At 73.8% G+C, this 22,645-nt stretch carries 21 protein-coding genes; 8 read left to right on the top strand and 13 right to left on the bottom strand.

Annotation, left to right across the window (positions count from 1 at the left end; translation table 11 throughout):
- Nucleotides 1–64: 64 nt before the first annotated feature.
- Nucleotides 65–1,405: a polysialyltransferase family glycosyltransferase gene (locus tag QK440_RS33955; RefSeq protein ID WP_282797102.1), complete on the bottom strand. Its 1,341-nt coding sequence runs from the start codon at nucleotides 1,403–1,405 to the stop codon at nucleotides 65–67.
- Nucleotides 1,402–2,388: a glycosyltransferase family 2 protein gene (locus QK440_RS33950; protein ID WP_282797101.1), complete on the bottom strand. Its 987-nt coding sequence runs from the start codon at nucleotides 2,386–2,388 to the stop codon at nucleotides 1,402–1,404. Before QK440_RS33950 ends, QK440_RS33955 begins: the two co-directional genes overlap by 4 nt.
- 198 nt (nucleotides 2,389–2,586) lie before the next feature.
- Between QK440_RS33950 and QK440_RS33945 the strand changes: the two genes are divergently transcribed.
- From QK440_RS33945 to QK440_RS33935, 3 genes are all read left to right on the top strand, one after another.
- Nucleotides 2,587–3,651, top strand: coding sequence for a helix-turn-helix domain-containing protein (locus tag QK440_RS33945; RefSeq protein ID WP_282797100.1), 1,065 nt, complete (start codon nucleotides 2,587–2,589; stop codon nucleotides 3,649–3,651).
- A 161-nt stretch (nucleotides 3,652–3,812) separates the two neighbouring features.
- Complete coding sequence (locus tag QK440_RS33940) at nucleotides 3,813–4,811, top strand: helix-turn-helix domain-containing protein (protein ID WP_282797099.1); 999 nt, start codon at nucleotides 3,813–3,815, stop codon at nucleotides 4,809–4,811.
- A gap of 130 nt (nucleotides 4,812–4,941) precedes the next feature.
- Nucleotides 4,942–5,439, top strand: coding sequence for an RICIN domain-containing protein (locus tag QK440_RS33935; RefSeq protein ID WP_282797098.1), 498 nt, complete (start codon nucleotides 4,942–4,944; stop codon nucleotides 5,437–5,439).
- A gap of 60 nt (nucleotides 5,440–5,499) precedes the next feature.
- On the opposite strand, the gene QK440_RS33930 is transcribed toward QK440_RS33935, so the two are convergent.
- Together QK440_RS33930 and QK440_RS33925 are read right to left on the bottom strand one after the other, a co-directional pair.
- Nucleotides 5,500–5,670, bottom strand: coding sequence for a DUF397 domain-containing protein (locus QK440_RS33930; protein ID WP_349239339.1), 171 nt, complete (start codon nucleotides 5,668–5,670; stop codon nucleotides 5,500–5,502).
- On the bottom strand, nucleotides 5,612–6,529 hold the full coding sequence (locus QK440_RS33925; RefSeq protein WP_282797096.1) for a helix-turn-helix transcriptional regulator: 918 nt from the start codon (nucleotides 6,527–6,529) through the stop codon (nucleotides 5,612–5,614). The genes QK440_RS33930 and QK440_RS33925 overlap by 59 nt, the downstream gene beginning before the upstream one ends.
- A gap of 98 nt (nucleotides 6,530–6,627) precedes the next feature.
- On the opposite strand from QK440_RS33925, the gene QK440_RS33920 reads away from it, so the two are divergent.
- Entirely contained in the window at nucleotides 6,628–7,047 is a 420-nt protein-coding gene (locus QK440_RS33920) for an ATP-binding protein (RefSeq protein ID WP_349239338.1), read from the top strand.
- Here the strand turns inward: QK440_RS33920 and QK440_RS33915 are convergent.
- Together QK440_RS33915 and QK440_RS33910 are read right to left on the bottom strand one after the other, a co-directional pair.
- On the bottom strand, nucleotides 7,044–7,640 hold the full coding sequence (locus QK440_RS33915; protein WP_282797094.1) for a hypothetical protein: 597 nt from the start codon (nucleotides 7,638–7,640) through the stop codon (nucleotides 7,044–7,046). The two genes, QK440_RS33920 and QK440_RS33915, sit on opposite strands and share 4 nt — an antisense overlap.
- 61 nt (nucleotides 7,641–7,701) lie before the next feature.
- Entirely contained in the window at nucleotides 7,702–8,358 is a 657-nt protein-coding gene (locus tag QK440_RS33910) for a TetR/AcrR family transcriptional regulator C-terminal domain-containing protein (RefSeq protein ID WP_282797093.1), read from the bottom strand.
- A 38-nt stretch (nucleotides 8,359–8,396) separates the two neighbouring features.
- Between QK440_RS33910 and QK440_RS33905 the strand changes: the two genes are divergently transcribed.
- The 3 genes from QK440_RS33905 to QK440_RS33895 all read left to right on the top strand — a co-directional run bounded on the left by QK440_RS33905 (nucleotide 8,397) and on the right by QK440_RS33895 (nucleotide 11,400).
- Nucleotides 8,397–9,851, top strand: a complete 1,455-nt coding sequence (locus QK440_RS33905) for an FAD-dependent monooxygenase (RefSeq protein ID WP_282797092.1) — start codon at nucleotides 8,397–8,399, stop codon at nucleotides 9,849–9,851.
- On the top strand, nucleotides 9,848–10,348 hold the full coding sequence (locus QK440_RS33900; RefSeq protein ID WP_282797091.1) for a MarR family winged helix-turn-helix transcriptional regulator: 501 nt from the start codon (nucleotides 9,848–9,850) through the stop codon (nucleotides 10,346–10,348). The genes QK440_RS33905 and QK440_RS33900 overlap by 4 nt, the downstream gene beginning before the upstream one ends.
- Before the next feature lie 92 nt (nucleotides 10,349–10,440).
- On the top strand, nucleotides 10,441–11,400 hold the full coding sequence (locus QK440_RS33895; protein WP_282797090.1) for a L,D-transpeptidase family protein: 960 nt from the start codon (nucleotides 10,441–10,443) through the stop codon (nucleotides 11,398–11,400).
- Between the two features lie 686 nt (nucleotides 11,401–12,086).
- Here the strand turns inward: QK440_RS33895 and QK440_RS33890 are convergent.
- From QK440_RS33890 to QK440_RS33880, 3 genes are all read right to left on the bottom strand, one after another.
- Complete coding sequence (locus QK440_RS33890) at nucleotides 12,087–13,412, bottom strand: hypothetical protein (RefSeq protein WP_282797089.1); 1,326 nt, start codon at nucleotides 13,410–13,412, stop codon at nucleotides 12,087–12,089.
- The gene (locus tag QK440_RS33885) at nucleotides 13,412–14,083 is read right to left on the bottom strand and encodes an RNA polymerase sigma factor (protein WP_282797088.1); all 672 of its coding nucleotides are present in this window, start codon (nucleotides 14,081–14,083) and stop codon (nucleotides 13,412–13,414) included. The genes QK440_RS33890 and QK440_RS33885 overlap by 1 nt, the downstream gene beginning before the upstream one ends.
- A 1,292-nt stretch (nucleotides 14,084–15,375) precedes the next feature.
- Nucleotides 15,376–16,263, bottom strand: a complete 888-nt coding sequence (locus QK440_RS33880) for a hypothetical protein (RefSeq protein WP_282797087.1) — start codon at nucleotides 16,261–16,263, stop codon at nucleotides 15,376–15,378.
- A gap of 233 nt (nucleotides 16,264–16,496) precedes the next feature.
- Between QK440_RS33880 and QK440_RS33875 the strand changes: the two genes are divergently transcribed.
- On the top strand, nucleotides 16,497–17,948 hold the full coding sequence (locus QK440_RS33875; protein WP_282797086.1) for an FG-GAP and VCBS repeat-containing protein: 1,452 nt from the start codon (nucleotides 16,497–16,499) through the stop codon (nucleotides 17,946–17,948).
- Nucleotides 17,949–18,354: 406 nt separating this feature from the next.
- Here the strand turns inward: QK440_RS33875 and QK440_RS33870 are convergent, their stop codons facing one another.
- From QK440_RS33870 to QK440_RS33855, 4 genes are all read right to left on the bottom strand, one after another.
- Nucleotides 18,355–18,900 carry a hypothetical protein gene (locus tag QK440_RS33870; RefSeq protein WP_282797085.1) on the bottom strand — a complete coding sequence of 182 codons (546 nt, stop codon included), beginning with the start codon at nucleotides 18,898–18,900 and terminating at the stop codon, nucleotides 18,355–18,357.
- Nucleotides 18,901–19,032: 132 nt separating this feature from the next.
- Nucleotides 19,033–19,536: a hypothetical protein gene (locus QK440_RS33865; protein ID WP_282797084.1), complete on the bottom strand. Its 504-nt coding sequence runs from the start codon at nucleotides 19,534–19,536 to the stop codon at nucleotides 19,033–19,035.
- Between the two features lie 61 nt (nucleotides 19,537–19,597).
- Complete coding sequence (locus QK440_RS33860) at nucleotides 19,598–20,482, bottom strand: DUF4328 domain-containing protein (RefSeq protein WP_282797083.1); 885 nt, start codon at nucleotides 20,480–20,482, stop codon at nucleotides 19,598–19,600.
- A 266-nt stretch (nucleotides 20,483–20,748) separates the two neighbouring features.
- Nucleotides 20,749–22,551: a glycoside hydrolase family 20 protein gene (locus tag QK440_RS33855; protein WP_282797082.1), complete on the bottom strand. Its 1,803-nt coding sequence runs from the start codon at nucleotides 22,549–22,551 to the stop codon at nucleotides 20,749–20,751.
- Nucleotides 22,552–22,645: the final 94 nt, after the last annotated feature.

Genomic DNA, 22,645 nt, shown 5'->3' with positions numbered 1-22,645 from the left:
TCCGGGCGGGCGGTCCCGCGGCTCAGGACCGCCCGGCCCGCGCTTCCGGGCGGGGGCCCGCGGCTCAGGACTGGGCGGCCCTTATGCGGCGTACGACGCGGCGCACCGCCGGGTTCCGGCGCAGCGACTCGGCGCGGACGGTGCTGCCTCCGGGCAGGCGCAGGCTGGTCAGGCGGCGCTTCTTGAAGTACTGCGGGTGGTCGGCGAGGTGCGCCGTGAGCCAGGCGCTCACCTCGTCGCGCAGGTCGCGGTGTTTCTGGGACTGCATGCAGTAGCCGACGGCGGACACCAGGGGCGCCAGCCGCGCGGCGAGGGCGTCCCGTTCCAGGTGCGTGCCGACCTCGTCGCGCTCCGCGTCGGGCAGGGCCGCGTCGATGATCGTCAGGGGTACCCGGTTGCTGTTCTCGTACGGCTTGATGCGTTCGAGGAGCAGGCCGGTGCCCACGCGGGCGACGGGGATGTCGTAGAAGGCGGCGGCCGTCATCAGGGCGGTGGAGAAGCAGCCGATGACGAGCTTCGGCCGCAGCCGCGCGAAGACCGTCTCGGCGAGGACGGGTTCGCTCAGGACGGTGAGCCGTACGCCGAGTTCCGTGGCCGCCGTCTCCAGGGCCCTGCTGTACACCGCCGGCGCGCTGGGGTGGGGCTTGAACAGGACGCTCGTGTGCCCCGCGCGGGCGGCGGCGCGCACCATCCGGACGTGGAGCTCCTCCTCCTCGTCCTGGGTGATGAGGTCGATCGCGGAGAGGTACTGCCCGAGCAGCACCACGGTGGGCCGCTCCACGGCGGGCAGGGCCCGGGCGAGCAGGCCGGCCCCCTCCTCGCCGATCTGCGCGAGGACGTCGACGATCGCCTCGTTCGGTACGGGCTCGGGCGCGACGCCGTACTCGGACAGGAGCATGGGGCGCAGCCCGGGTATCAGGTCGAGGTGGAGCACGCGTTCGATGCGGGTGCTCATGCCGTGCGGGATGCGGTTGCGCGTGGGGCCGTAGCTCATCAGGCCGTCCGCGTAGACGTGGATCGGGCTGTCGGCGAAGATCGTGGCGGCGGCGCGCGAGGGGTTGGCCTGGATGGACTCGCAGGCGATCTCCACCGGCTCGTCGCCGAGGTCCCAGGCGAGGCGCACCGCCTTCTCCCACAGCGGGGCGTCCTGGGCGCGGGGCGCCCACCCGGCGGGGTGGTGCGGCGCGATGAACTCGTTCCAGGAGTGCACCTGGTCGAACTCGGGGCGCAGCTTCTCGAAGCCCGCCATGCGGTCCAGGGGGGTGCTCACCTCGGGCACCGCCGCGACGTTGCTGACGACGAGGACGCGGCGGTGGGCGGCGCGCGGGCCGAAGAGTCCGGCCCGGACGGCGGCGGTGACGGTGGCCGCGGCGTACTGCGTGGCCGCGAAGAAGATCTGGATCATGCTGCGACTCCCTTCATGCCGCCGTGTATGCGGCGCAGCGCGTGCACGCGCTTCTCCCCCATGCCGACGAGGGCTTCCTCGAGTTCCGCCGTGGACATCCGCTCCAGCGCCTCGGCGCTGAGCTGGCGCAGCCGGGCGTAGACGCTGCGCTCGAAGCGGTTGCGGTCGAGGAGCTGGTGGGCGATCACGACGCAGTAGTTGCGCAGCGCCTTCTTGCGGAGCCTGCCGACCTCGGGGTCCCCTTCGAGCTCCTTGAGGACGATGTCGAAGGAGCGGAAGAAGTCGAGCTGCCGCACGTCGCCGATCTGGGTCAGGGAACTGGCGATGCCGCGCCGGTAGAAGACGCCGTGCAGGCTGGCCACGGCGTAGGACTCCGCCCTGCGGTGCAGCTCCCATATCCAGGGGCGGTCCTCGGCGGTGCGCAGTCCGTCGTGGAACCGCAGCAGGCCCCGGTCGAGCAGCCGGCGGTGGTAGACGCCCGCCCAGGCGTACGGGTAGTCGACCATGGTCGTGGCGTCGACGGGCAGGATGGAGGAGCGCGGGTCGAGCGGCTTGTTCCGGCGCCCTTCCGGGGCCCGGTGGACCTCGCGCGCGGTGCCGGTGACCTGCACGTGGTCGGTGCGGACGAAGTCGACGTCGAGGCGCTCGGCACGGTCCACGAGGGCGGCGAGGTAGCCCGGGGCGAGCCAGTCGTCGCCGTCCAGGAAGGTGAGGTAGCGGCCCTCCGCCCGGTCGATGCCGGTGTTGCGTGCCGTGGCGAGGCCGCCGTTGCGCTCGTGGCGCACCACCCTGCTGTTCGTCAGCCGCTTCGTCAGCGTCAGCAGCGCCTCGTAGGTGCTGTCCTTGGTCGACCGGTCCTCGACGAAGATGAACTCGAAGTCGTCGCGGTCGTTGTGGACGAGGCTCGTCACAGTGTCCGGAACGTACGCCTCGATGTTGTAGCAGGGGACGATCACGGACAGTTTCGGTGGGTGGTTGCTCACTGGCACACCTGGGCTCTCTGAGGGACAGAACCCTGCGAACGTAGAACGCGTTCGACGCCGCTCCCCAACCCTCGCCCGACCACCAGGTGAACGTAAGGCAACGAGCCGCCTGCCATTTCCCGCGCCCCGGGTTCCATTGGTTCGCACACGTACGATCATCCGTCGGACATTCGGAGTCACTGAAGGTCAGGGGTTTGCATGATCAGAACAGTGTTTCGAAGTGACGACCTCCCGCCCGGGGAGCGGCTGGCCCGTTTCGAGGACTTCCTGGACGGCACCAGCCACCCCATGCGCGTCACCACCGCGGACCCGGCGCGCTTCCGGGCCACCGTACGGGTGCTCGACCTCGGCCCGGTCAGCGTCGTGCACCTGACGTGCTCGCCCGCCGTCGTGTGGCGCACCGAGCGGCTGATCCGCCGGGCCGACCCGGAGCTGTGCTCCGTGCTGTTCCCGCACCGGGGCGCCCTGCGGGTGGCCCAGGCGCACCGCGAGGCGGCCCTGACGGGGCGGGACTTCGCCCTGTGCGACAGCTCGCGGCCGTTCCGCGTCCTCGTCTCCGGACCCGGTACGCCCGCCCTCATCCAGGCGCGGGCGCCGCGCGCGCTGCTGCCCGCCCCGGTCAGACGGACCGACCACCTGCTGGGGAGACGGTTACCCGGGCGGGAGGGCCTGGGCGCGCTGCTCACCCAGTTCCTCACCGACGTCACCGCCGCGCCGGCCCCCTACTCCGGCTCCGACGTCTCGCGGCTGAGCTCGGTGGCGCTGGATTTGCTGGCGACGGTGCTCGCGCATCACGCGGACGACGACGGGGCGGCACGGGACGGCGCGGCTCGGGCGCGCGGTGGCGTGGCTCGGGCGCAGGACGGGCCGCGCGAACTGCTGCCGCGCATCGAGGCGTTCATCGCGGAGCACCTGGCAGACCCCGAGCTCTCGCCGGGGACCGTCGCCGCCGCCCACCACATCTCCGTGCGCTATCTGCACCGCCTCTTCCAGCTCCGCGACACCACGGTCACCGAGCTGATCCGCAGGCTTCGCCTGGAGCGTGCCCGCCGCGACCTCGCCGACCCCCGGCTGCGGGACCTCCCGGTCCACCGCGTCGCGGCCCGCTGGGGCTTCGCGGAGCACTCCGCCTTCACGCGCGCCTTCCGCACGGCCTACGGCGTACCGCCCCGGGACTACCGGCGGCGGGCCGGGCGCGTACCGGCGGATTCCTCGGGCGGCCCGCCGTGCCTCCCGGTCCCGCCGGTCCCGCTCGGGGGGTGAGACCCTTCGCCGTTCCGGCATAAGCCGTCCATCCCCCGTTCATCCCCCGGCTCCCCGCCACCCCCTACGTTCCCCGTGCACCGACTTCACCGGGTTCACACAGGGGAATGTACGGAGCCCCTCGCCCGGGCTGACCACACGGGCACGATACGGGGGATTTCATGGGGGAATTGACAGCGGACGTCGCCGACACGTCCCTGTGCCATCACGGCAGATGTGCGTACGAAACGGCCCAGGAGGGCGTCCAGGGCGCCATGCGGACCGTCGAGCTGGGGGCCATGAAGGTGTGGTCGGCGGCCTTCCGGCCGACGGTCCTGCGGCCGGACCGCGCCGCGGGACCCCGGCCCGCACGGCCGGACGCCGCACCGCACTACCACCTGACGCTCCTCCTGGAGGGCTCGGCACTCGCCACGCACGGCGAACGCGAACTGCCGCTGTCCGTCGGCGACTTCTACGTCGACGACTGCGCGCTGCGGCACGAGATCCGGACGGGCGCCTGCAGGGCCGTCGGCGTCGTCCTGCCGAAGGCGCTGCTGCCCCTGCCGTGCGACCAGGCGGACACGGTGCTCGGGCGCCGCATGCCGAGCCGGGACGGCGTCGGCGCGCTCCTGGCCCGGTTCCTCACGCGCCTCACCGAGGAGACGACCGCCTACCGGCCGCCCGACGCGCAGCGCCTCGGCTCGGTGCTCAGCGGGATGGTCGCCGCGCTGCTCGGCTGCGCGGTGGACCGGGAGCGCGCACTCCCGGTCGCGGCGCTGCTCGGCTGCGCCGCGGGCCGGGAGCGGGCGCTCCTGCCCGCGAACAGCCGGACCGCCCTGCTGCTGCGCATCGCCCAGTACATCCAACAGCGCATCGCCGACCCGGGGTTGACGCCCCGGGCCGTCGCCGCCGCGCACGGCCTCTCCCCGAGCTACCTCCACCGGCTCTTCCAGGACGAGAGCACGACCGTGGCCGCGTTCATCCGGCGCCTGCGCCTGGAGCGCGCCCGCTTCGACCTGGCCGACCCGGCGCAGGGCTCCACCTCGATCCGGGCCATCGCCGCGCGCTGGGGCTTCGCCCGGGCGACCGACTTCACCCGCGCCTTCCGCGCGGCGTACGGCGTACCGCCGGCCGACTACCGGCGCCACTGTCACGTCCCCAGTGGACGCATTGCCACATGAGTGTGCTCTGAGCGCCTACGTCTCAGGCGTCACGGCTCGGCAAGCTGATGCGCAGAACGACAGCGGGACTTGAGAACCCCCACCGCTGCTCTCCGACTCTCACTCTCAGCTCTCACGGAAAGAGGTTGTAGTGAAGAAGTTCCGTCTCGCGACCGTCGCCGCCGCCGGCGCACTCGCCACCGCCGCAGCTGTCCTGACCCCGACGTCCGCCCAGGCCGCGCCCAGCTACTGGACGTTCAAGAACCACAGGTTCAGCACGTGCATCACCGCCGGTGACGGTGATACGGCCTACGCCACGCACTGCCAGGGCTGGAAGCGGCAGCAGTGGGACTGGATCGGCGGCAGCCACGGTATCTACCACCAGCTCAAGAACCGTGAAACCGGCAAGTGCCTGACGACCGACTTCGAGAATCCCGTCAACGCCGTCTGGACCTCCACCTGTGACACCAACAAGCACCAGTGGTGGCACTACGACGCGGACAGGAAGCTCCTCTACAACGCGAAGTCCGGGGGCGGCTCGACCGGATTCCTCAGGACGAGTGACGTCCCGGATGCCCTCTACACCAGCTCGTACGGGGATTCGCCGATCGGCGACGCCTACTTCAAGTGGGACGACACCCATAGCTGACGGGCACATCGGGGTCCAGGCCGGTCGCACCGGCCTGGACCCTTCGGCATGTCCGCCGCACTAGGGGGTTCGCACGCCGGTGACGAAAGCGCCCCATGCCCGCGACGAGAAGTGCAGCGTGGCTCCACGGGGCCGCTTGCTGTCCCGCACCGGGACTACGCCTTGAAAGCCGTCAGCGACCTCGACGCAATCGCCGCCCTGCGCGTTGCTGTAGCTGGACCTGCGCCACACGGCGGCGTCGAGGTCGATCTGCGACACGTGCGTCACGGTAAAGGCCCTCCATTACGGAACGGATGAGGTCGGCCGACTCCTCTGGCCGCAACGCCCGAGCTACCAGGTGTTCGAACGCCAAGGCATACTCTGCGACCGAGTTCGCCCCCTCGACAAGCTCTCCGGTGTGGGAACCCTCCAAGTACGCCACATCCGGCCGCCGAGGAAAGGACAGGACGGTCGCCGAGCCGCCCATCAGCAGGTGCTCTCCCCGCTCGAACGGCAGCACCTGCACCGTTACACGCTTCAGCTCCTCGGTGATACGCAGCAGATGAGCTAGTTGGTCCCGCATGATGGCCGCCCCGCCGACCGGGCGGCACAGGACCGCCTCGTCCAGAATGGCCCAGAGCACCGGGGGTCCAGGCCTCGTCAGGATCGTCTGCCGTACGAGTCGCGCCTGTACCGCCTTCTCCAACTCGCCGCCTCTGTCAGCGTGGGCCATGCCGAGCAAGGCCCACGCATACCCCTTGGTCTGAAGCAGCCCAGGGACAGTGTGAGCCTGGTACTTGCGGATGACGCTGGCCTTCGCCTCCAGTTCCACGTACTTGCGAGCCCAGTCCGGGATCGACTCCCGCTGCACGTGCTCCCACAGGTCGCTCATCTCCCCCTCCGCGCCGACCAGCCGGTCCAACGCGTCGGAGACCTCCTTCGTCGGGGTCTCGTTGCCCAGTTCGTACTGGGCGATGCGGCTGTGGGCGATGGGGACCCGGTCGCCCAGCTGGCGCTGGGTCCAGCCCGCTCTGAGGCGGAGTTTCCGCAGCTTCGCGCCGTACAGCGCGGCCAAGGACGTCGTCGGGTCGAGTTCCCTCGGTGCGGGCATCGTTGCCCCCGTTTCCGCGTCGCTTCGCTGTAAATCGTGACTCTTGGTGAGCGTAGCCTCACGTTGGGATGCTCGTCCCGTGAACGCCGATCCACGGGATGACGAGGAGCGCCGAGGTGACGACCGATGAAGGTGAAGTGATCGCGCGCTGGCCACGGCATCCACGCTCCGTGAGCAAAGCCCGGCAGGAGCTGCGGAAGTACCTGGCCGACTGGGGCTCGGCGGACATCGAGGACGCGGCGCTCGTCGTGCTCTCCGAGCTGCTCACCAACGCCGTGCGGCACGCCCACGGCACGCACGGCCGGGTGATCGAGACGCGGTTCGTCCGGCTGCCCGCCGGGGCCCTGCGGCTCGAAGTGCACGACGCCTGCGCCGCGTTGCCCGTCGTGCGGGCGCCCGAGCCCTGCGCGGAGGGCGGGCGCGGGCTGCCGCTGGTCGCCGCGCTCGCCGAGCGGTGGGGCGTGGCCGCGCGGAACGGGCCCGGCAAGCGGGTGTGGGCCGAGCTGCGCGCGCCCTAGCGGTCGCGCTTCTCGTAGTACGCGCGGACGTCGTCCATGACGTGGGCGATCCGCTCACGCGGAGCCTCGTAGTGCTTGTCCTTCCAGGGCTTGGCGCCGGACAGCGTGAGCTCGACGCGGTACGGGCCGACCGAGCCGTGGGCGATGTGGGCGCGCAGCGCCGCGTTGTCCTCGTAGGCCGCGCAGTACGCGCCCTTGTCGACGTAGCCCGCGTGGTACCGGGTGTCCGCGCGCATGCGGTCGCAGAAGGCGCGGGCGTCCTTCTTGGCCGCGGCCGGGCTCCGTACGCGGATCACGTCGAGGTCGAGGGGCGTCCAGAAGCGGCCGTCCTCCTGGGCGCTCCACACGCAGCCGCCGGCGCCGTCCCCCTCCCAGCGGCCGTCGAGCGTCTGCTTCACGTCGTCGGCGAGGCCCATGTCGAGGCCGTCCGGCTCGATCCGTCCGGCGCAGTGCCTCTCGACGGCCTTGGCGACCTTGTCGGGCGGGCCCTCGTCGCCGTCCCCGCCGCACGCCGTGAGCAGCCCGGCCGCGAGGGCGGTCGCGAGCGTCAACTTCGCTGCGGTCGGACGCCGTTGGGGGTGGCGTGATCTCATGGCGTGCACGATAGACAACGGCGGGCGCGCGCGGCGCGAGTTCCGTGATCCAGTGCGCCGCTCACACCCCCGGGCCCCCGCGCAGGGTCGCGGCGATGCCCGCCACCACCGCCGCGAGCCCCGCCTCGAAGCCCTGGTCGTCGGAGCGGAACAGCTCGTCGCCCGCCGCCGCGGCCAGGGGGTAGCCCTTCAGCCGCTCGGCCCGGGCCGCCAGGTCGAAGCCGCCCCCGCCCTCGTCCGGGCGCGGGCCCATGGCCTGTTCCTCGATGACGTGGCCGATGGTGTAGCTGTACGCCGTGAGCCAGGCGCGGGCCGCCGCGTCGGGGGAGAAGCCCGCCGACGTGAGGTGGCGCAGCCGCGCCTCCAGCGGCGCGGCGTACGACGCGTCCGTGAAGCGCGTACCGCTGTAGACCTTCGCGCCGTCGCGGTAGCGCAGCAGGTGGTGGCGCATGGTGCGCATGGTGGAGGTGAGCACCGACTCCCACCCGGCGTCCGGGCCGCCCTCCAGCGCCAGGTCGGCCGCCATGCGGCGCAGCATCTCGGTGGCCATCTCGTCGAGCAGGGCCTGCTTGTCCTTGAAGTGCCAGTACAGCGCCGGGGCCTTGACGTCCAGCTCCTTGGCGATGGCGCGCAGGGTCAGGCCGTCGAGGCCGGTCTCGTTCAGCAGGTCCAGGGCGGCGCGCGCCACCCGGACGCGGTCGAGTCGTGTCGTAGCCACCTTGACAATTTAACACCGTTAAGCGCAGCCTCTGGGGCATGGAACTTAACGACGTTAAGGAAACGCCCGTCCTCATCGTGGGCGCGGGACCCACCGGCCTCACCCTGGCCTGCGACCTCGCCCGGCGCGGGGTGCCCGCGCTCGTCGTCGAGCGCGCGCCCCGGCTGTTCCCCGGCTCGCGCGGCAAGGGCCTCCAGCCGCGCACGCTGGAGGTCTTCGACGACCTCGGGGTCGTGGACGCCGCCCTGAAGGCGGGCGGGCCCGCGCCCGTCGGCATGGTGTGGTCGGGCGGCGCCCGGCAGGGCGAGCACCGCATGTTCGACGAGCCCGAGGCCACGGACTCCGCGCCCTACGCCGGCCCGTGGCTGGTGCCGCAGTGGCGCACCCAGGAGATCCTGTACGCGCGCCTGCTGGAACTCGGCGGCTCGGTCGCCTTCGGCGCGGAGGTGACGGGGCTGGACCAGGACGCCGACGGGGTCACGGCACGCCTCGCGGACGGCCGCACGGTCCGGGCCGCCTACGCCGTCGCCGCGGACGGGGGCCGCTCCGGCGTGCGCCGGGCCCTCGGCATCGCCATGGAGGGCGAGACCGTCGACCCCTGGCCGGTCCTGGTCGCCGACATCCGCGTCCGCGAGGCGGCGCTCGACCGGGACAACTGGCACATCTTCCAGCCCTCGGCCGACGGCTCCGCGGGCTTCACCGCGATCTGCCCGCTGCCGGGCACGCCCGACTTCCAGTTCACCGCCCAGTTCGTGGACGGCAGCCCGCTGGACACCTCCCCCGACGGGGTGCGCGAGGCCGTCGCCGCCCGCACCCACCTGGCCGCCGGCGACGTCACCGAGGTCCGCTGGGCCTCCGACTTCCGGCCGCGCGCCGCTCTCGCGGACCGCTTCCGCGCCGGGCGCGTGTTCCTCGCGGGCGACGCGGCGCACGTGCACTCGCCCGCGGGCGGCCAGGGCCTCAACACCAGCGTGCAGGACGCGTACAACCTGGGCTGGAAGCTCGGCCTCGTCCTGCGGCACGGCGCCCCCGACGCGCTGCTCGACACGTACGAGGAGGAGCGGCTGCCCACCGCCGCGCGCATGCTGGACCTGTCCACCCGCATCCACCGCGGCCAGGCCCGCCGGGGCGCCGCCACGCGCCAACTCGGCCTGGGGTACCGCGACTCGCCCCTGTCCGTGGACACCCGGCCCCCCGGGGACGGCACCCGGGCGGGCGACCGCGCCCCGGACGGCCGCCTCGGCGCCGGACGCGTCTTCGACGCCTTCCGGGGGCCGCACTTCACGCTGCTCGCCGTGGGCCCCCGGACGGAAGTGCCCGCGCTGGACGCGGACTTGGTACGTACGTGCCGCGCGGACCACCTCGACGCGTACGGGGACGGCCTCTTCCTCGTCCGCCCGGACGGATACGTGGGCTGGGCCGGACAGGACGGAAAAGATCTCCAGAACTATTTGACCTCAACCAAACTTGAGGTCCTACGTTCGAGGGCATGACGAACAACACGAACGCCACGAAGCCGCCCTTCGCCCCCTCGCACAGCGACGCCGAGCTGGTCAACCAGCCCATCGGCTACTGGAGTACGGCCGCCGGCCAGGCCGTGGTGCACCACATCCGCACCATGCTCGCCGAGGAGGGCCTCACCCAGCCGCAGTGGTGGGTCCTCAACCAGGTCCCCGCCGACGGCTCCGCCCGCGACCGCGCGGACGTGGTCGGTGTCCTGCGCGGCTACCTGGAGTTCGGCGAGGGCGGCATCGAGCACAACATCGACGCCCTGCTGCGCCGGAAGCTGCTCGCCCAGGAGACCGAGGGCGGCGCCCGGAAGCTGCGGCTCACGGACGCGGGCGGCGCGCTGCGCACGCGCGTCGCCCAGCGGCAGGTCCGGACCCGGGCGGAGATCCACGAGGGCATCGACGACGCCGAGTACGTACGGGCGCTGAAGGTCCTCCAGCGCATGATCCACAACGTCGGCGGGACGGCCTGGCACCACTGAGCCCGGCGCGGGGCGTGGTTCACAATCCCGCGCCCGTGGGAAACACTTCGTGGGTCGGCCATCGCAGTGACACGAAGTGACATGGGGGATCCATGAGTAGGGGTGCGATAGCCAAGGGGCGTGCGGCGGCGGGGGCCGCCGTCGCGCTGGCGCTGGTCTGCGGGTGCACGGCGCAGGCCGTCGACCGGGCGGGCGGGGACGACCGGAGGGCGTCGCCACCGCCACGCGCGGAGCGGGACAACGCGACGCCCACGCCCCGCTCTTCGCCCACGCCGAAGGTCAAGTCGCCCGTGTCGCGGGCGGAGTTGCCGCAGTCGGAGGCGCCCGCGCCGCGGTCCGCGCCGCCGGAGCCCGCGGAGCCGCCGGAGCCCGCGCCCGTGCGCCCCCGGGCGACGCAGCCGCCGCCCCCTCCGCCGCCCGGGCCGGTGCTCATGGAGCAGGGCAAGCGGGGCACGATGGTGCGGGAGCTCCAGGCCCGGCTGCGGCAGCTCGACTGGTTCCGCCAACACCCGACGGGCACGTACGGCCCGGTGACCGCGGCCGCCGTCGCGGGCTTCCAGGCCAAGCGAGGGCTGGCCCGGACCGGCGAGACGGACACCCGCACCTGGAACCGGCTGCTGCGGATGACGCGCGAGCCGAGCCGCTACGAGCTGTACCCGGACGGCGGCATGCCGCCCGCCAAGCCCGACCGGCGCTGCCTGACCGGGCGCGTGCTGTGCATCAGCAAGGAGAGCCGCACGCTGACGTGGATGGTCGACGGCAAGGCGCTGTCCACGATGGACGTGCGCTTCGGCTCGGAGTACACGCCGACGCGCGAGGGCGAGTTCCGGGTCTTCTGGAAGTCGCGGCACCACGTCTCGACGCTGTACGACACGCCGATGCCGTACGCCATGTTCTTCAGCGGCGGCCAGGCCGTGCACTACTCGTCCGACTTCGCGGCGCGGGGGTACGGCGGGGCGTCGCACGGGTGCGTGAACGTCCGGGACGAGAAGCGGATCGCCCGGCTGTTCCGGCAGGTGCGGGACGGGGACCGGGTGGTGATCTACCGGTAGGCGGTGTCCGCCTCGCCGTCGCGCGGGGCGGCGCGTTCTTGCTGCCGCGTTCCTGCTTGAGGGCGCGGGCGGGATCGGGGGAACGAATCCCGCCCGCGCCAATGGCACGGAGCCGTAGGTACGGGGGGAACCCCGGCTCGTGCGCGGGCCGATGACCAGTCGGCTCAATACGTACTGCGCCAGGGGGGCGGAAAGTGTCACAGCCACGCGGTGCGGCGTGGCTCACACCTCGCGGCGCGCCCCAGGCCCGCCCCTCCCCGAACCATGGGCTGCCGCCCCTGGACCCCGCCTCCCTCGTCTGGGGCTCCGCCCCTCTCCCCCTTTCTTCGCCGCTCCGCGCCTCGTCCTCAAACGCCGGACGGGCTGATATGTCCACGACTCGCCGTCGTCGGCCGTCCAGCAGACGGCAACGGGGGGCGGCAGACGGTTTCAGCCCGTCCGGCCCTTGAGGACGGGGCCGCCAGGCTGATGAAGGGGCGGGTGGGGAACACACCAGCAGACGGCGACGCGGAGACAATCCCAGCCCGTCCGGCGCTTGAGGACGAGGCCGCCAGGCCGATGAAAGGGCGGGTGGGTGGGGAAACACACCGGCAGGCGGCGACGGCGGGACGCGGGGCGCATCCAGCCCGTCCGGCGTTTGAGGACGAGGCCGCTAGGCCGATAGGGGCGGGTGGGTGGGGCGGGGGTCAGCGGACGGGCTGGGCCGTGTACGTCGGGGTCGGGCGGGGGCGGTGCGGCAGCGTGAGCGGGGGCCCGGGGCGCCCACCGCCCCCCGCGAACTGCCCCCCACCGGGCAGGTGGCCGCCGCCCTCGCCCCCCTTGCCCCCGCCGTTACCCTTACCCCCGCCGTTCCCGTTGCCCCCGCCGTTCCCGTTACCGCCACCGTTCCCGTTACCGCCACCGTTCCCGTTACCACCGCCGTCGCCCTTGCCACCGCCACCGCCACCGCCACCATTGCCCTTGCCGCCACCGTCACCCTTGCCCCCGCCCCGGGGAGCCTCGCCGCCGCCGTTCAGGAGCCGCTCGCAGAACGCCCGTACGCGCTCGGAGCCGCGCGCGGCCTCCTCCAGGTGGCGCCGCTTGTCGTTGGCCAGGGAACCGCTGCGGTAGTCACGGCAGGCGGACATCACGTGGTCGCGCCACGCGCGACCCCCCTTCGCACCGGACTCGTCGCCGCCGGAGCCCTTGCCGGGCGTGCCCGAGGTGCCCTCGTCGCGGTCGGTGTCCGTGCCGCCGGAGCGGTCCCGGTCCTCGGGCTCGTCGGAGGCGTCCGGCTCGGCGGTCTTCTCCCGGTCGAGGTGGTTGCCCTCGTCGGGGAGGTCGTCCGGCGCAGCGGGGGCCTTGGTCGACGGGGAGCGCAGCGGGCGCTCCGGCGTCTCCACCGGGGACGCGCTGGTCGCGGGCTCCCGCTCGGACTCCTGGAACGGCGACGGGATGACGCCGGCCCCGGCCGCCACCGCGACACCGCCGGCCATGCAGGCCGCGAGGGCCGCCGCGACCCCGAACCGCACCGGGCGGCCCCACCGTACGGGCCGGGGCACCCGGGCCGGACCCCCGATCCGTACGGGCGGCTCACCCCCGGAACCGGAACCAGAACCGGAACCGGAACCGGGAGCGGCACCCGCCGCACCCCCCGAAGCGGAACCGGACACGGAGCCCGGACCAGCCCCGGACACGGCCCCCGGCACGGCATCGGACCTTGCACCGGGCACGGCGTCGGGCACGGCACCGGACGCGGCACCGGCGGCCGTGCCCGAGGCCGCCGCCGGGGTCTCGGACGCCCACGTCCGCCCCTCGCGCGCCGCCCGGAACGCGGCCAACGCACCGCTCTCGCCAGGGAGTTCCCCGTCCTCGCCGGTCTTCGCGGGCTTGCCCGCGGACAGCGCGGCGAGGGCCTGGGCCAGCCGCTCGGCTCGTTCGCGGTCGTGATCGCCGATACCGTCGAGCCGCTCTCCGCGCAGCAAACGCTCCGCCGCGGCACGGTTCAGCCACTTGTCCTGCTCGTCGGCCATCACATGTCCTTCTGCGTCCGCGTACGCGAATGCGTCACACAGGGGGACGGGGGTACCGCGCGTCCGTGCGGGTCCGGCTGCGGGGGGACGGCGCCGAGGCCGCGCGCCCGCGCCGCCTCGTCGGCGCCCATCAGTTCGGCGAGCCGTTTGAGCCCGCGGTGCGCCGCGGTACGCACCGCTCCGGGGCGCTTGCCGAGCGTCTTCGCGGCGCTCTTCGCGTCGAGGCCGACGACGACGCGCAGCACCACGGCCTCCGCCTGGTCCTGCGGGAGCTGGGCGATCAGCGCGAGCGCGGCGTCGGTGGCGAGGGACTCCATGGCCTCGCCCGCGGTGTCCGCCTCGGCGGGCCTGCCGGTCAGCTCGGTCTCGTCACCGCCCACCGCGGGGCGGCGGCCGCGCATGCGGATGTGGTCGAGGGCCCGGTTGCGCGCGATGCGCGCCGCCCAGCCGCGGAAGCGGTCGGCGTCACCGTCGAACCGGTCGAGGTCGCGGGCTATCTGCAGCCACGCCTCGGACGCCACGTCCTCGGCGTCGAGATCGCCGACGAGCGTACGTACGTAGCCGAGCAGCCGCGGGTGCACCGCGCGGTACACAGTCCGGAACGCGGTCTCGTCCCCGGCCTGCGCCGCGAGCACGGCGGCGGTCAGCTCGGCGTCGTCCTCCCCCTGCACTGCGGGCCCCTCTGCGCCTGGCAGGCGCGGCTCTCACGGGTCACTGGCGCGCCGCCCGCCGCTCGCGGTCCGCCCGGAAGCGGGCCCACGCTGGTGGGTCGCGACACGGCGCGAACCTGCACGCTACGGCGTGAAGCGGTGCACGTCCATGTTCGTACAACGTGCAACTAGCGGGTGACCCAGGGGGGTGTGACAGAAAACGCACGCGCGGCGCAGTAGGGAGTACGGACCGCCACGCGGTTCGTGCCGTGTGACGGCCGGGGCCTCTCCTGTGGGGGGTGGCGGCCCCGGCCGCTCACCCGTCGTCTCCCGCTCTGATGTGCGGCGATACCAGTCGTCGACCGCGTCCGTGACCCCCAGCGCGAGCCGAGCCTCTCCCTCCACAGCTGCCGCGCTCCTGCTGGACCTCGAGCACGCTCATCAGAGCCTGGTCGACGTAGATGATCGCGTTATGGATGAGGTCCCACTTCATCCGCTCTGCTCTCACCAATGAACGGGACGCCCCGGCTGGCCTGAGCAAAGGCAAGACCCCGTCCGGCATCCGGACGGGGCCCTCTTACTGAGACTGCGCTGTCATGCTCCGGGGTAGTCCGGATCATCCTCCGCAGTCGGTAGCTCGCTGTGTCCCTCTGACCAGTGGTTGCACCAGCCGCACAGGGTGCAGGCGAACCGGCCGGACAGGCCAAAGACCTCAGAGCCGCACTCTCGGCACTCAGTGCGGGTGATCTCAGCCTCCAGGGGGGGCGTAAGGCCCGCCCCTGTCTCTGCACCCCTCCGGCCAGTGTCCATGTACCGCAGGGTACAGCCCGGAATACCAGCCGCATTGGTTGGTGCACACCCACTGGCCTGTGGGACCTTGCTGCGCAGGTGCACCGCACTTCGGACAGTTCATCCGCCCTCCACCCCGCATATCTCACAGTGCTATCTGCCGTCGGCACCTTCGTGAACTTGCGCGCCGCACCGTGGACAGTTCATCCGGCCTCTCTCGCAGGCTCCCACCGTTGGGACGGGATGACGAGAGCCCGGCTAGCGGCCGGCACAGGGGACCGAGCCGCTAGCCGGGGCCTCTCTTGGACCGCGCTGATGATCAACCCGAGTTCCGCGCGATCATTGATGAAGCCGTGCTGCGTCGGCCACTGGCTGACCCCAAGGGTGGCGGCCCCGGCCGCTCACCCGTTCCGCCACCGTGGGAGGTCCCGCGGAACTGCCGTGGAACCGCCGCGGAACCACTGCGGAACCGCCGCGGAACGCTGTGGAACCGCCGCGGATCGCCGCGGGACGCCGTGGAACCGTCAGACCTCGAAGAGGTCGGCGCCGCCGGTCATGCCGTCGAACTCGTCGGCGTCGATGGTCTGCGCCGCGGGCGGCGCCTTCGCCACGACCGGCTCGTCGTAGTCGGAGATCCGCAGGGTCGTGCGCGCCCCGCGGGGCCGCTCCATCTCCATCGCGACGAGGTACGGCTTGCCCTCCGCGGCGACGTACACCTTGGTCTCCGTGCCGTTCTGCTCCTCGACCAGGGGGATGACGTGCTCGCCGTAGCGCCACGTCGGGTCCTCGGCGCGGATCGTCGTCGTACCGGCCACCCCGTCGAGCCGCCCGAGCATCCCGTCCAGGTCGCAGGTGTCCGACGGCATCGTCCGTTCGCCCGACCCTTGGTCCCCCACGGGGAACTTCACATACTTGCCGCGCAGCAGCCCGATGCGGCGGTCCATGTCCGCGGCGACCCCGGGCCCGCGCGCCTCGGCCATCGACCTCAGCGCGTCGAGCGACGAGTCCTGGACGCGCATGTACACCGTGCGCCCCTCGACCATGATCATGTCGGCGCGCAGGTAGCCCTCCGCGATGGTGCCGGCGCAGTTGTGCTCCCGGTCGACGCGGAACGTCGCCTCCCGGCGCGTACCGGTCCCGCCGGCCAAGGACCCCTTCATCTCCACGGCGTTGATCCGCATGGACCGCGCCCCCTTGAGCAGGTCCAGGGTCTGCCGGGTGAGCTGCTGGCCGCGCGCCTCCGCCCGGGGCAGCTCCTTCGTGAACGTGCCGCCGCTCAGCCGCACCGGCTTCTCACCGCCGCAGCCCGTCACGAGCGACGCCAGCGCACCGGCCGCGAACACCGTGGCCGCGGCCCGCGTCCACCGGCGGCGCCCGCCGCCCCGAGTCGCGCGCTCCGCCTTCAGCCCCACAGTTCCCACCGTTTCCGCCCCGCCCCGCCCGTGCGACCGCCGGACTTCTCATACGTTTCTCATGCACCCTGCGCACGGAACGGCGCTGTTGTCACATCCGCGGCGTGCGGGAAACATCACGCGCCCCTCGTAGCGGTCGCGTACAACCCTCCGGCGCCCTCATCGGTCCAATGAACTCGTTGATTCAGCGGGGAGCTCCCCGCGAGCTCAGGAGTTCCGAAGGGGTGGGAGCCGTGGGCCTCAAGCACAAGGTGTGGCTCGCCGTGGGCGGCGTCGTCCTCGGCGGCACCGCCGCCGTGGGCACGGGGGCGGCGGCGTACGCGGACACGGGTACAGGTGCCGGGGCTGGTGCTGGTACCGGTGTCAGCACCAGCCCCGGAACCGGCACCGCCGGGAACGCCGCGGACCTGGTAGCGGCCGTGCCCCGGGCGCACGCGGACCGGGGCGCCCTGACGGTCGTGCCGGGCGGCGCCGGCGGCCCGGACGCGGCCGCGCGCAAGGCCCTGACGCAGTCGAGCCCGGGCGTCCCGGGCCTGGACGAGCCCGGCGACGCCTGGGCCGCGGCCACCGCCCTGGGCGACCTCAACGGCGACGGCCACCCGGACCTGGTCATCGGCGCGCCCGGCGAGGACGACACCTCCGGCCACCGGGACCGGGGCGCGGTCACGATGCTGTACGGCCCGGACCTCACCTCGGGCACCGACTTCCAGCTCTCGGAGGACTTCGCGTACTCCAAGGCCCGCTTCGGCGCCGCCGTGGCGGCCGGGGACTTCAACAAGGACGGCAAGGACGACGTGTTCGCGGTGTCCGCGGGCACCGGCGGGAGCTGGGCGGCCCGGTTCTCGACGGGCCACGAGGCGGCGGGCACCTTCCAGTCCGGGGAGCGGGCGATCGACCACCCGGCCGCGACGTCCGGGGACTTCGACCACGACGGGTACGCCGACGCCGCCCTCACCTACCGCGACGCCGCGGGCCACGGCCGGCTCGTCTGGTTCAAGGGCACCCGCTCGGGCCTCAGCCGCGTCGGCCACCTGTCCGCCAAGGGGGGTCGCTCGGTCGCGGCGGGCGACGTCAACGGCGACGGTTACGACGACCTGGTCGTCGGCCAGCCCTACACCGCCGAGTCCGGCGCCCACGCGGGCGGCCAGGTCACCGTCGTGAGCGGCGGCCCCGGCGGCCCGGCCGGCGGCGCGACGACCGTCCACCAGGCCACGCCCGGGGTGCCGGGGGCGGCCGAGGCGGGCGACGCGCTGGGCTGGTCGGTGGCGGCGGCCGACGTCGACGGCGACGGCTGCGCGGACGTCCTCACCGGCGCCCCCGGCGAGGACATCACGCGCGCCGGCGAGACCCGTACGGACGCGGGCACGTCACTGCTCCTCAAGGGCTCCCGGTCGGGCCTGACCGGCGCCGGGGCCCTCGCCGTCAGCCAGGACGAGCCGGACGTCCCGGGCGTCACGGAGACCGGCGACCGGCTCGGCTCCTCCGTCGCGCTCGCCGACTTCGACGGCAACGGCCACCCGGACCTCGCGGTCGGCGCGGACGGCGAGGACCGGGGCGACGGCACGGTCCTCCACGTCGGCACCGACCAGAACGGCACGGTGCTGCGGGCGAGCGGCACGTACTACGGGAAGGCGCGACTGGACACTCCGGCGGGGGCGCATTTGGGGCAGGTGCTGGGGTCGTAGCCGGGTAGCGGGGCACGGTGGCCGGGCGCAGGGCTGGGCGCCGCGCCGGCTCCGTCCTGGGTGTCGCGCTGAGCGCCGTGCCGGGCACCGCGCCGGGTTCGTCTTGGGCGTCGTGCCGGGGGCCGCTCTGGGCGCCTCGCCGAGCACCGACGCTGGACCCGTCCTGGGCGCCGTGCCGGGGGCCGTCCCGAGGCCGTCCTAGGCGTCGCGCCGGGCCCCAGTGCTGGGCGCCGTGTCGAGTCCGTCCTGGGGCTCGCGCCGTACCCGGCCCGTACGACGCCCACCGGGCCCCGCCCGGGCCCGCTTCAGAAGCCGTGCGCGGCGCGCTCCCCCGGGCCGGGTCCGCCGGGGCTCGCCCCAGGGCAGCCTCGGACCCGCCCCTACGGCCCGCCGGGGCCCCACGCGCTCAGCCGTCCGTCGTCCTCGCCCGGCGCGACACCACCGCGCGCAGCACCCGACGGCCCTCGGTGGAGACGCCGAGGGCCTCGCGCAGGCCGCCGCCGGGGCTGCCGCCGCCGAGCAGTTCGAGGACCCGTATCTGGCGGCGCAGTTCGGCAGTGACCAGCGGCGCGACCTCCTCGTCGGTGGTGTCGAGGAGGCGGTGCACCTGGAGCGCGGCGGCCGAGCAGGCGTCGGCCCACGTCCGCAGCGCGGCGGCGGTGCGCTCGGCGGGGGCCGCGGCGAGCATGCGCCGGGCCAGCACGGCGGCCTCCGCGCCACCCTCCGTACGGTCGGGCCCCGGCGCGCCGTCATGCCCGGCACCGAGGACCCGCCGCACCTCGGCGAGCGCGCCCTCCCAACCGGTGCCGTCCGCGAGGCTCGCCCACAGCGGTCGCAGCACCTGCTCGTCGACGCCGTCGCCGAACAGCGGCACGCAGCGGTCGAGGCAGGCGAGCCCGCTGGCGGCGAGTCCCGTCTCGTCGGCCTGGGCGATCAGCTCCACCAAGCTCACCCGTGACTCATCTGGCTTCACGCCCTTACTGCGTCCGGCGGCCCGTTTCCGTCACTGCGGCCGAAAACCGCCGGACCGTGCCGGGGGGCGGTGCCGCTGGCCGTACCGCTGGCTGTGCCGCTGTCCGTACCGCTACTGCGGCAGCACCCCGAGCCGGTCCAGGAGCCGGAAGAAGAGCTGCTCGGCCGACGGTTCGGGGTCGGCGGTGAGCACGTCGAGCAGCGCGGCCGAGCGTGCGCGGCGGCCCGCCTCCGCGGCCCAGGCGACGGCGCGCTCGGCGGCGTCGCGAGGGTCGAGGAAGTAGTCCTCCAGCGTGAGTTCGCCGTCGGCCAGGTAGTGGGCCGTCGCGTCGCGGGCCAGGCACGTCGTCCACGCGCCGCTCTCCGGCGCGGCCGCCTCGACGATCACGCAGTCGCTGCCCATCACATAGCCGAAGAGGGCGGGCGCGCCGGTCTCCCCGGCGAGCGCGTTCATGTTCCCCACGTCGGTCGAGTCCTTGCTCGGGCACTCCCACACCTGCCACCCGTCGGGCCGCCGCTCCAGGAGCGCGAGTTCAGCGCGCACCCCTGCGAGCGCCGCGCACTCCCCCAGCGGCCGCTCGCTGCGCCCCACGACGTAGTACCCCCAGTAGCCCATGCTCCGCGCCCCCGCGACTCTCGTACGTCCGTCCTGTGGGGGCCGTGGCCCCCCTTCTCCCCTAGGTGGCCCGCCCGGCCCGGTGCTCAAACGCCGGACCGGCGCCGGACACGGGCACACCGGCGGGCCACCCCGCCGCCGCGTGGGCCCGCGCCTTCGTGTCCTGCATGGTGGTGATGCGGTACACCACCACGACGGCGAGGACGGCGGCCACGACGTCGAGCGCGTCCGCGATCATCATCCAGCGGAGCCCGGTCGCGTACTCCGACGCGGTCTCGGCACCGCTGTACACCCTGCCCGCGGTCCGGCCGACGAAGAAGCCGACGACCCACAGGGCCCACCAGGCGCTGATGAGCACGTGAGCCGGGCGCGGCTCCCGCGGGTCCCAGCCGACCGGGGCCAGCCGCCCGGCGACCTCGGGCCCCGGCACGCTGGCGTCCCAGATGTCGGAGGTGACGCGGCGCGGGACCCAGAGGTTGACGACGGGAACGAACCACCCGCCGAGCGCCCAGCCGCGCCCCTTGGTGTGCGCCTCGGGCACGAAGAGCTCGGCGTTGACCCGTACCAGCCGGAACCACCAGAGGAAGACCACCGCGGTCAGCACGCAGGCCACGAGCTGCGCACCGCCGGCCAGGGCGTACCGGGAGTCGGCGTCCTCCACCTCCCGCTGGAACGCCTCCCCGTACTCCCCGGCGAGGAGGCGGTCCAGGATGCGCCGCTGCCCGAGCCCGGCCCACAGCGCCCACAGGTCGGTGGCGGCGACGGCGCCGAGCAGCACCATGGCCGCCCGCCCCGGCGCGACCGGCGACCGCAGCCGGTCCCCCGGGCGGGGCCCGGCGACGACCCGCCTCGGCGCGGCGTCGGCCGCCACGGTCACGCACAGGCCGCACAGTCCCTCGGCGGTCGTCGCGTCTCTTGCCCGGCACTCCGCGCACGGCACGGCCACGGTTCCCCCACATCGACAGGGCAGACCGGTCCCCGGTCGAGGAACGGTTCTGCGGAAGGTCCGCCGCGCCGGTGCCTCTCCCCGGTCTCCCCCAGGCACTGCGGACGGTCACCGCATGGTACGCGCCGGTAACGACGGCCGGTCGGGGGGTGGTCGGCGCGCGGCGACGGGCGACCGGTACGGGGCGACCGGTACGGGGCGACCGGTACGCGGCGACCGGTACGGGGCAGCCGGTACAGGGGGGGGGCGGCCGCCCGGCGCGGGGGTCAGCCGTCCAGCCGTGCCGCGAGCCGCTCGAAGTCCGCCCACGAGCGCGACGGCTCGCGCGCGTCCCACAGCTTCTGGGCCGTCGCCCGCAGGGGCATGCGGATGCCGCGCGCCACCTCGTCCTGGGTCTGGGCCCCGGCGAGGTCGCACCACACGGCGAAGCTGCCGCCGAGGATCCGGCCGTCGTACGCGGCGGGGACGGGGGTGGTGCCGCGCAGCACGCGCGGGGTCCACTGCTCGTAGATGCGGCGGCCGGTGGGGTAGGCGAAGTCGTTGGGCTCGCCGAGGACGTAGTAGAGGAACTCGTCGTTGTAGTTGAGGACGTCGCGGCCCTCGCGCAGGTACTCGACCGGGTCGCGGGCGCCGATCTCCTTGCCGGTCCAGTACGCGACCTCGATGTCGTCGTCGGCCGCCACGGTGCCGCCCCGGAAGAAGCCGTCGTTCCAGGCCCGTACGTCCCGTGCCGGGCCGACCGCCCGGGCGCGGTCGTTCAGCCACCGCGTCGCCAGGTCCTGGATCGTCGCGCCGGGGCCGAGCCGGTCGCGCGCGGCGGCGGCGAGACGCGGGTAGGAGGCCTCCGGGTCGCGGACCACGAGGGCCTGGTACTCGTCCGCGCCGATGTGCCAGCGCCCGCCCGGGAACAGTTCGGCGTACTCGCGCAGGAGCTCGTCCACGATCCGCGCCGCCTTCGGGTTCCCTATGTCGACGGCGCCGGGCGTCACCGCGCCGCGCGTGTTGCGCAGTCGCAGGTCGGGGTGGGCCTTGAGGACCGCGCCGAGGTGACCGGGCGAGTCGATCTCCGGTACGACGGTGATGTGCCGGCTCGCCGCGAGGTCCACGATGCGGCGCACCTGCGCCTTGGTGAGGTGGTCGGCGGAGACCACCTCGGGGTGTGACTCGGAGGCGATCCGGAAGGCCTGGTCGTCGGAGAAGTGCAGGCCGAGCTCGTTGTACTTGAGGTCGCCGAGCTCCTCGATCCGCCGCTCGATCCAGTCGGCGGAGAAGTGCTTGCGGGCCATGTCCAGCATGAACCCGCGCCGCGGTTTCGCCGGGGCGTCCCGGACGACGCCCTCCGGGACGGTGCCGTCGGCGCGTACGGACTGCTTGAGGGTGCGGGTGCCGTGGAAGACGCCTGCTTGGGTGGGGGCGGTGATGCGCACGGCGCGGTCCTTCACGACCAGGGTGTACGCCTCCGGCCCCTCACCGGGCCCCCGCCCTGCCTCGGCCCCGCCACCGACCCGGCCCGGGCCGGTGTCCCTGCCCGTGCCTGGGCCCGTGTCCCCGCCGGTGTCCCTGCCCGTCTCCGTGCCCGGGCCGCCGGGGGCCGGGCCCGGTTGCGTGCCATCGCCCGCGCGGCCGCCCGTACCGTCTGGGGTCCGGTCCCCGGTCAGATCCAGGTGTACGTCGCCGCTGCGCGGGCGTGCCTCGCCCCCGTACCGCAGCCGCAGCTCCCGGGCGAGCAGCCGGGCCTCGTCCCGCAGGCCGGGGTCGCCGACGACGACGCGGGCCTTGCCGTCGGGGCGCCATCCGGGGCCGCGGGCCGGGGTGTGCTCGCGTACGGCGGGGATGGTGGAGGGGGGCTTGGAGAGGGCGTACGCAGTGCTGCTGGTGGGTTTCGGCCGGTCCTTGGGGGGCCGGTCCTCGGGGTGGGGGTCGGTCGCCGAGGCGGTGGGCGCTTTGCTGTCACCCCGCCCGCCCTCCCCCTGTCCGGCTCCGCCGGGTCCCGCCGGCCACAGGCCTATGGTCAGCGCGACGGCGCCCGCCGCGACCACGCCCCCGCCCACGAGGGCCGCCCGGGGCATCACCCCCCCACCCACCCCCCCCCCCCCACACCCCCCGCCGCAGCCCCGCCCCCACCAAAACCGAAACCACCCCACACCACAACAACCCCCCCAC

Origin of the sequence: Streptomyces sp. CC224B (genome assembly GCF_030010595.1) — a bacterium.
Taxonomy (GTDB): Bacteria; Actinomycetota; Actinomycetes; order Streptomycetales; family Streptomycetaceae; genus Streptomyces; species Streptomyces longispororuber.
This window is presented reverse-complemented; position numbering and strand designations above follow the sequence as displayed.

Bases quoted from the DNA above. Each gene is read 5' to 3' on its own strand.
- QK440_RS33955 (WP_282797102.1), bottom strand. From the start codon at position 1,405: ATGATCCAGATCTTCTTCGCGGCCACGCAGTACGCCGCGGCCACCGTC.
- QK440_RS33945 (WP_282797100.1), top strand. From the start codon at position 2,587: ATGATCAGAACAGTGTTTCGAAGTGACGACCTCCCGCCCGGGGAGCGG.
- QK440_RS33940 (WP_282797099.1), top strand. From the start codon at position 3,813: ATGGGGGAATTGACAGCGGACGTCGCCGACACGTCCCTGTGCCATCAC.
- QK440_RS33925 (WP_282797096.1), bottom strand. From the start codon at position 6,529: ATGCCCGCACCGAGGGAACTCGACCCGACGACGTCCTTGGCCGCGCTG.
- QK440_RS33920 (WP_349239338.1), top strand. From the start codon at position 6,628: ATGACGAGGAGCGCCGAGGTGACGACCGATGAAGGTGAAGTGATCGCG.
- QK440_RS33915 (WP_282797094.1), bottom strand. From the start codon at position 7,640: ATGAGATCACGCCACCCCCAACGGCGTCCGACCGCAGCGAAGTTGACG.
- QK440_RS33905 (WP_282797092.1), top strand. From the start codon at position 8,397: ATGGAACTTAACGACGTTAAGGAAACGCCCGTCCTCATCGTGGGCGCG.
- QK440_RS33900 (WP_282797091.1), top strand. From the start codon at position 9,848: ATGACGAACAACACGAACGCCACGAAGCCGCCCTTCGCCCCCTCGCAC.
- QK440_RS33895 (WP_282797090.1), top strand. From the start codon at position 10,441: ATGAGTAGGGGTGCGATAGCCAAGGGGCGTGCGGCGGCGGGGGCCGCC.
- QK440_RS33890 (WP_282797089.1), bottom strand. From the start codon at position 13,412: ATGGCCGACGAGCAGGACAAGTGGCTGAACCGTGCCGCGGCGGAGCGT.
- QK440_RS33865 (WP_282797084.1), bottom strand. From the start codon at position 19,536: ATGGGCTACTGGGGGTACTACGTCGTGGGGCGCAGCGAGCGGCCGCTG.
- QK440_RS33855 (WP_282797082.1), bottom strand. From the start codon at position 22,551: ATGCCCCGGGCGGCCCTCGTGGGCGGGGGCGTGGTCGCGGCGGGCGCC.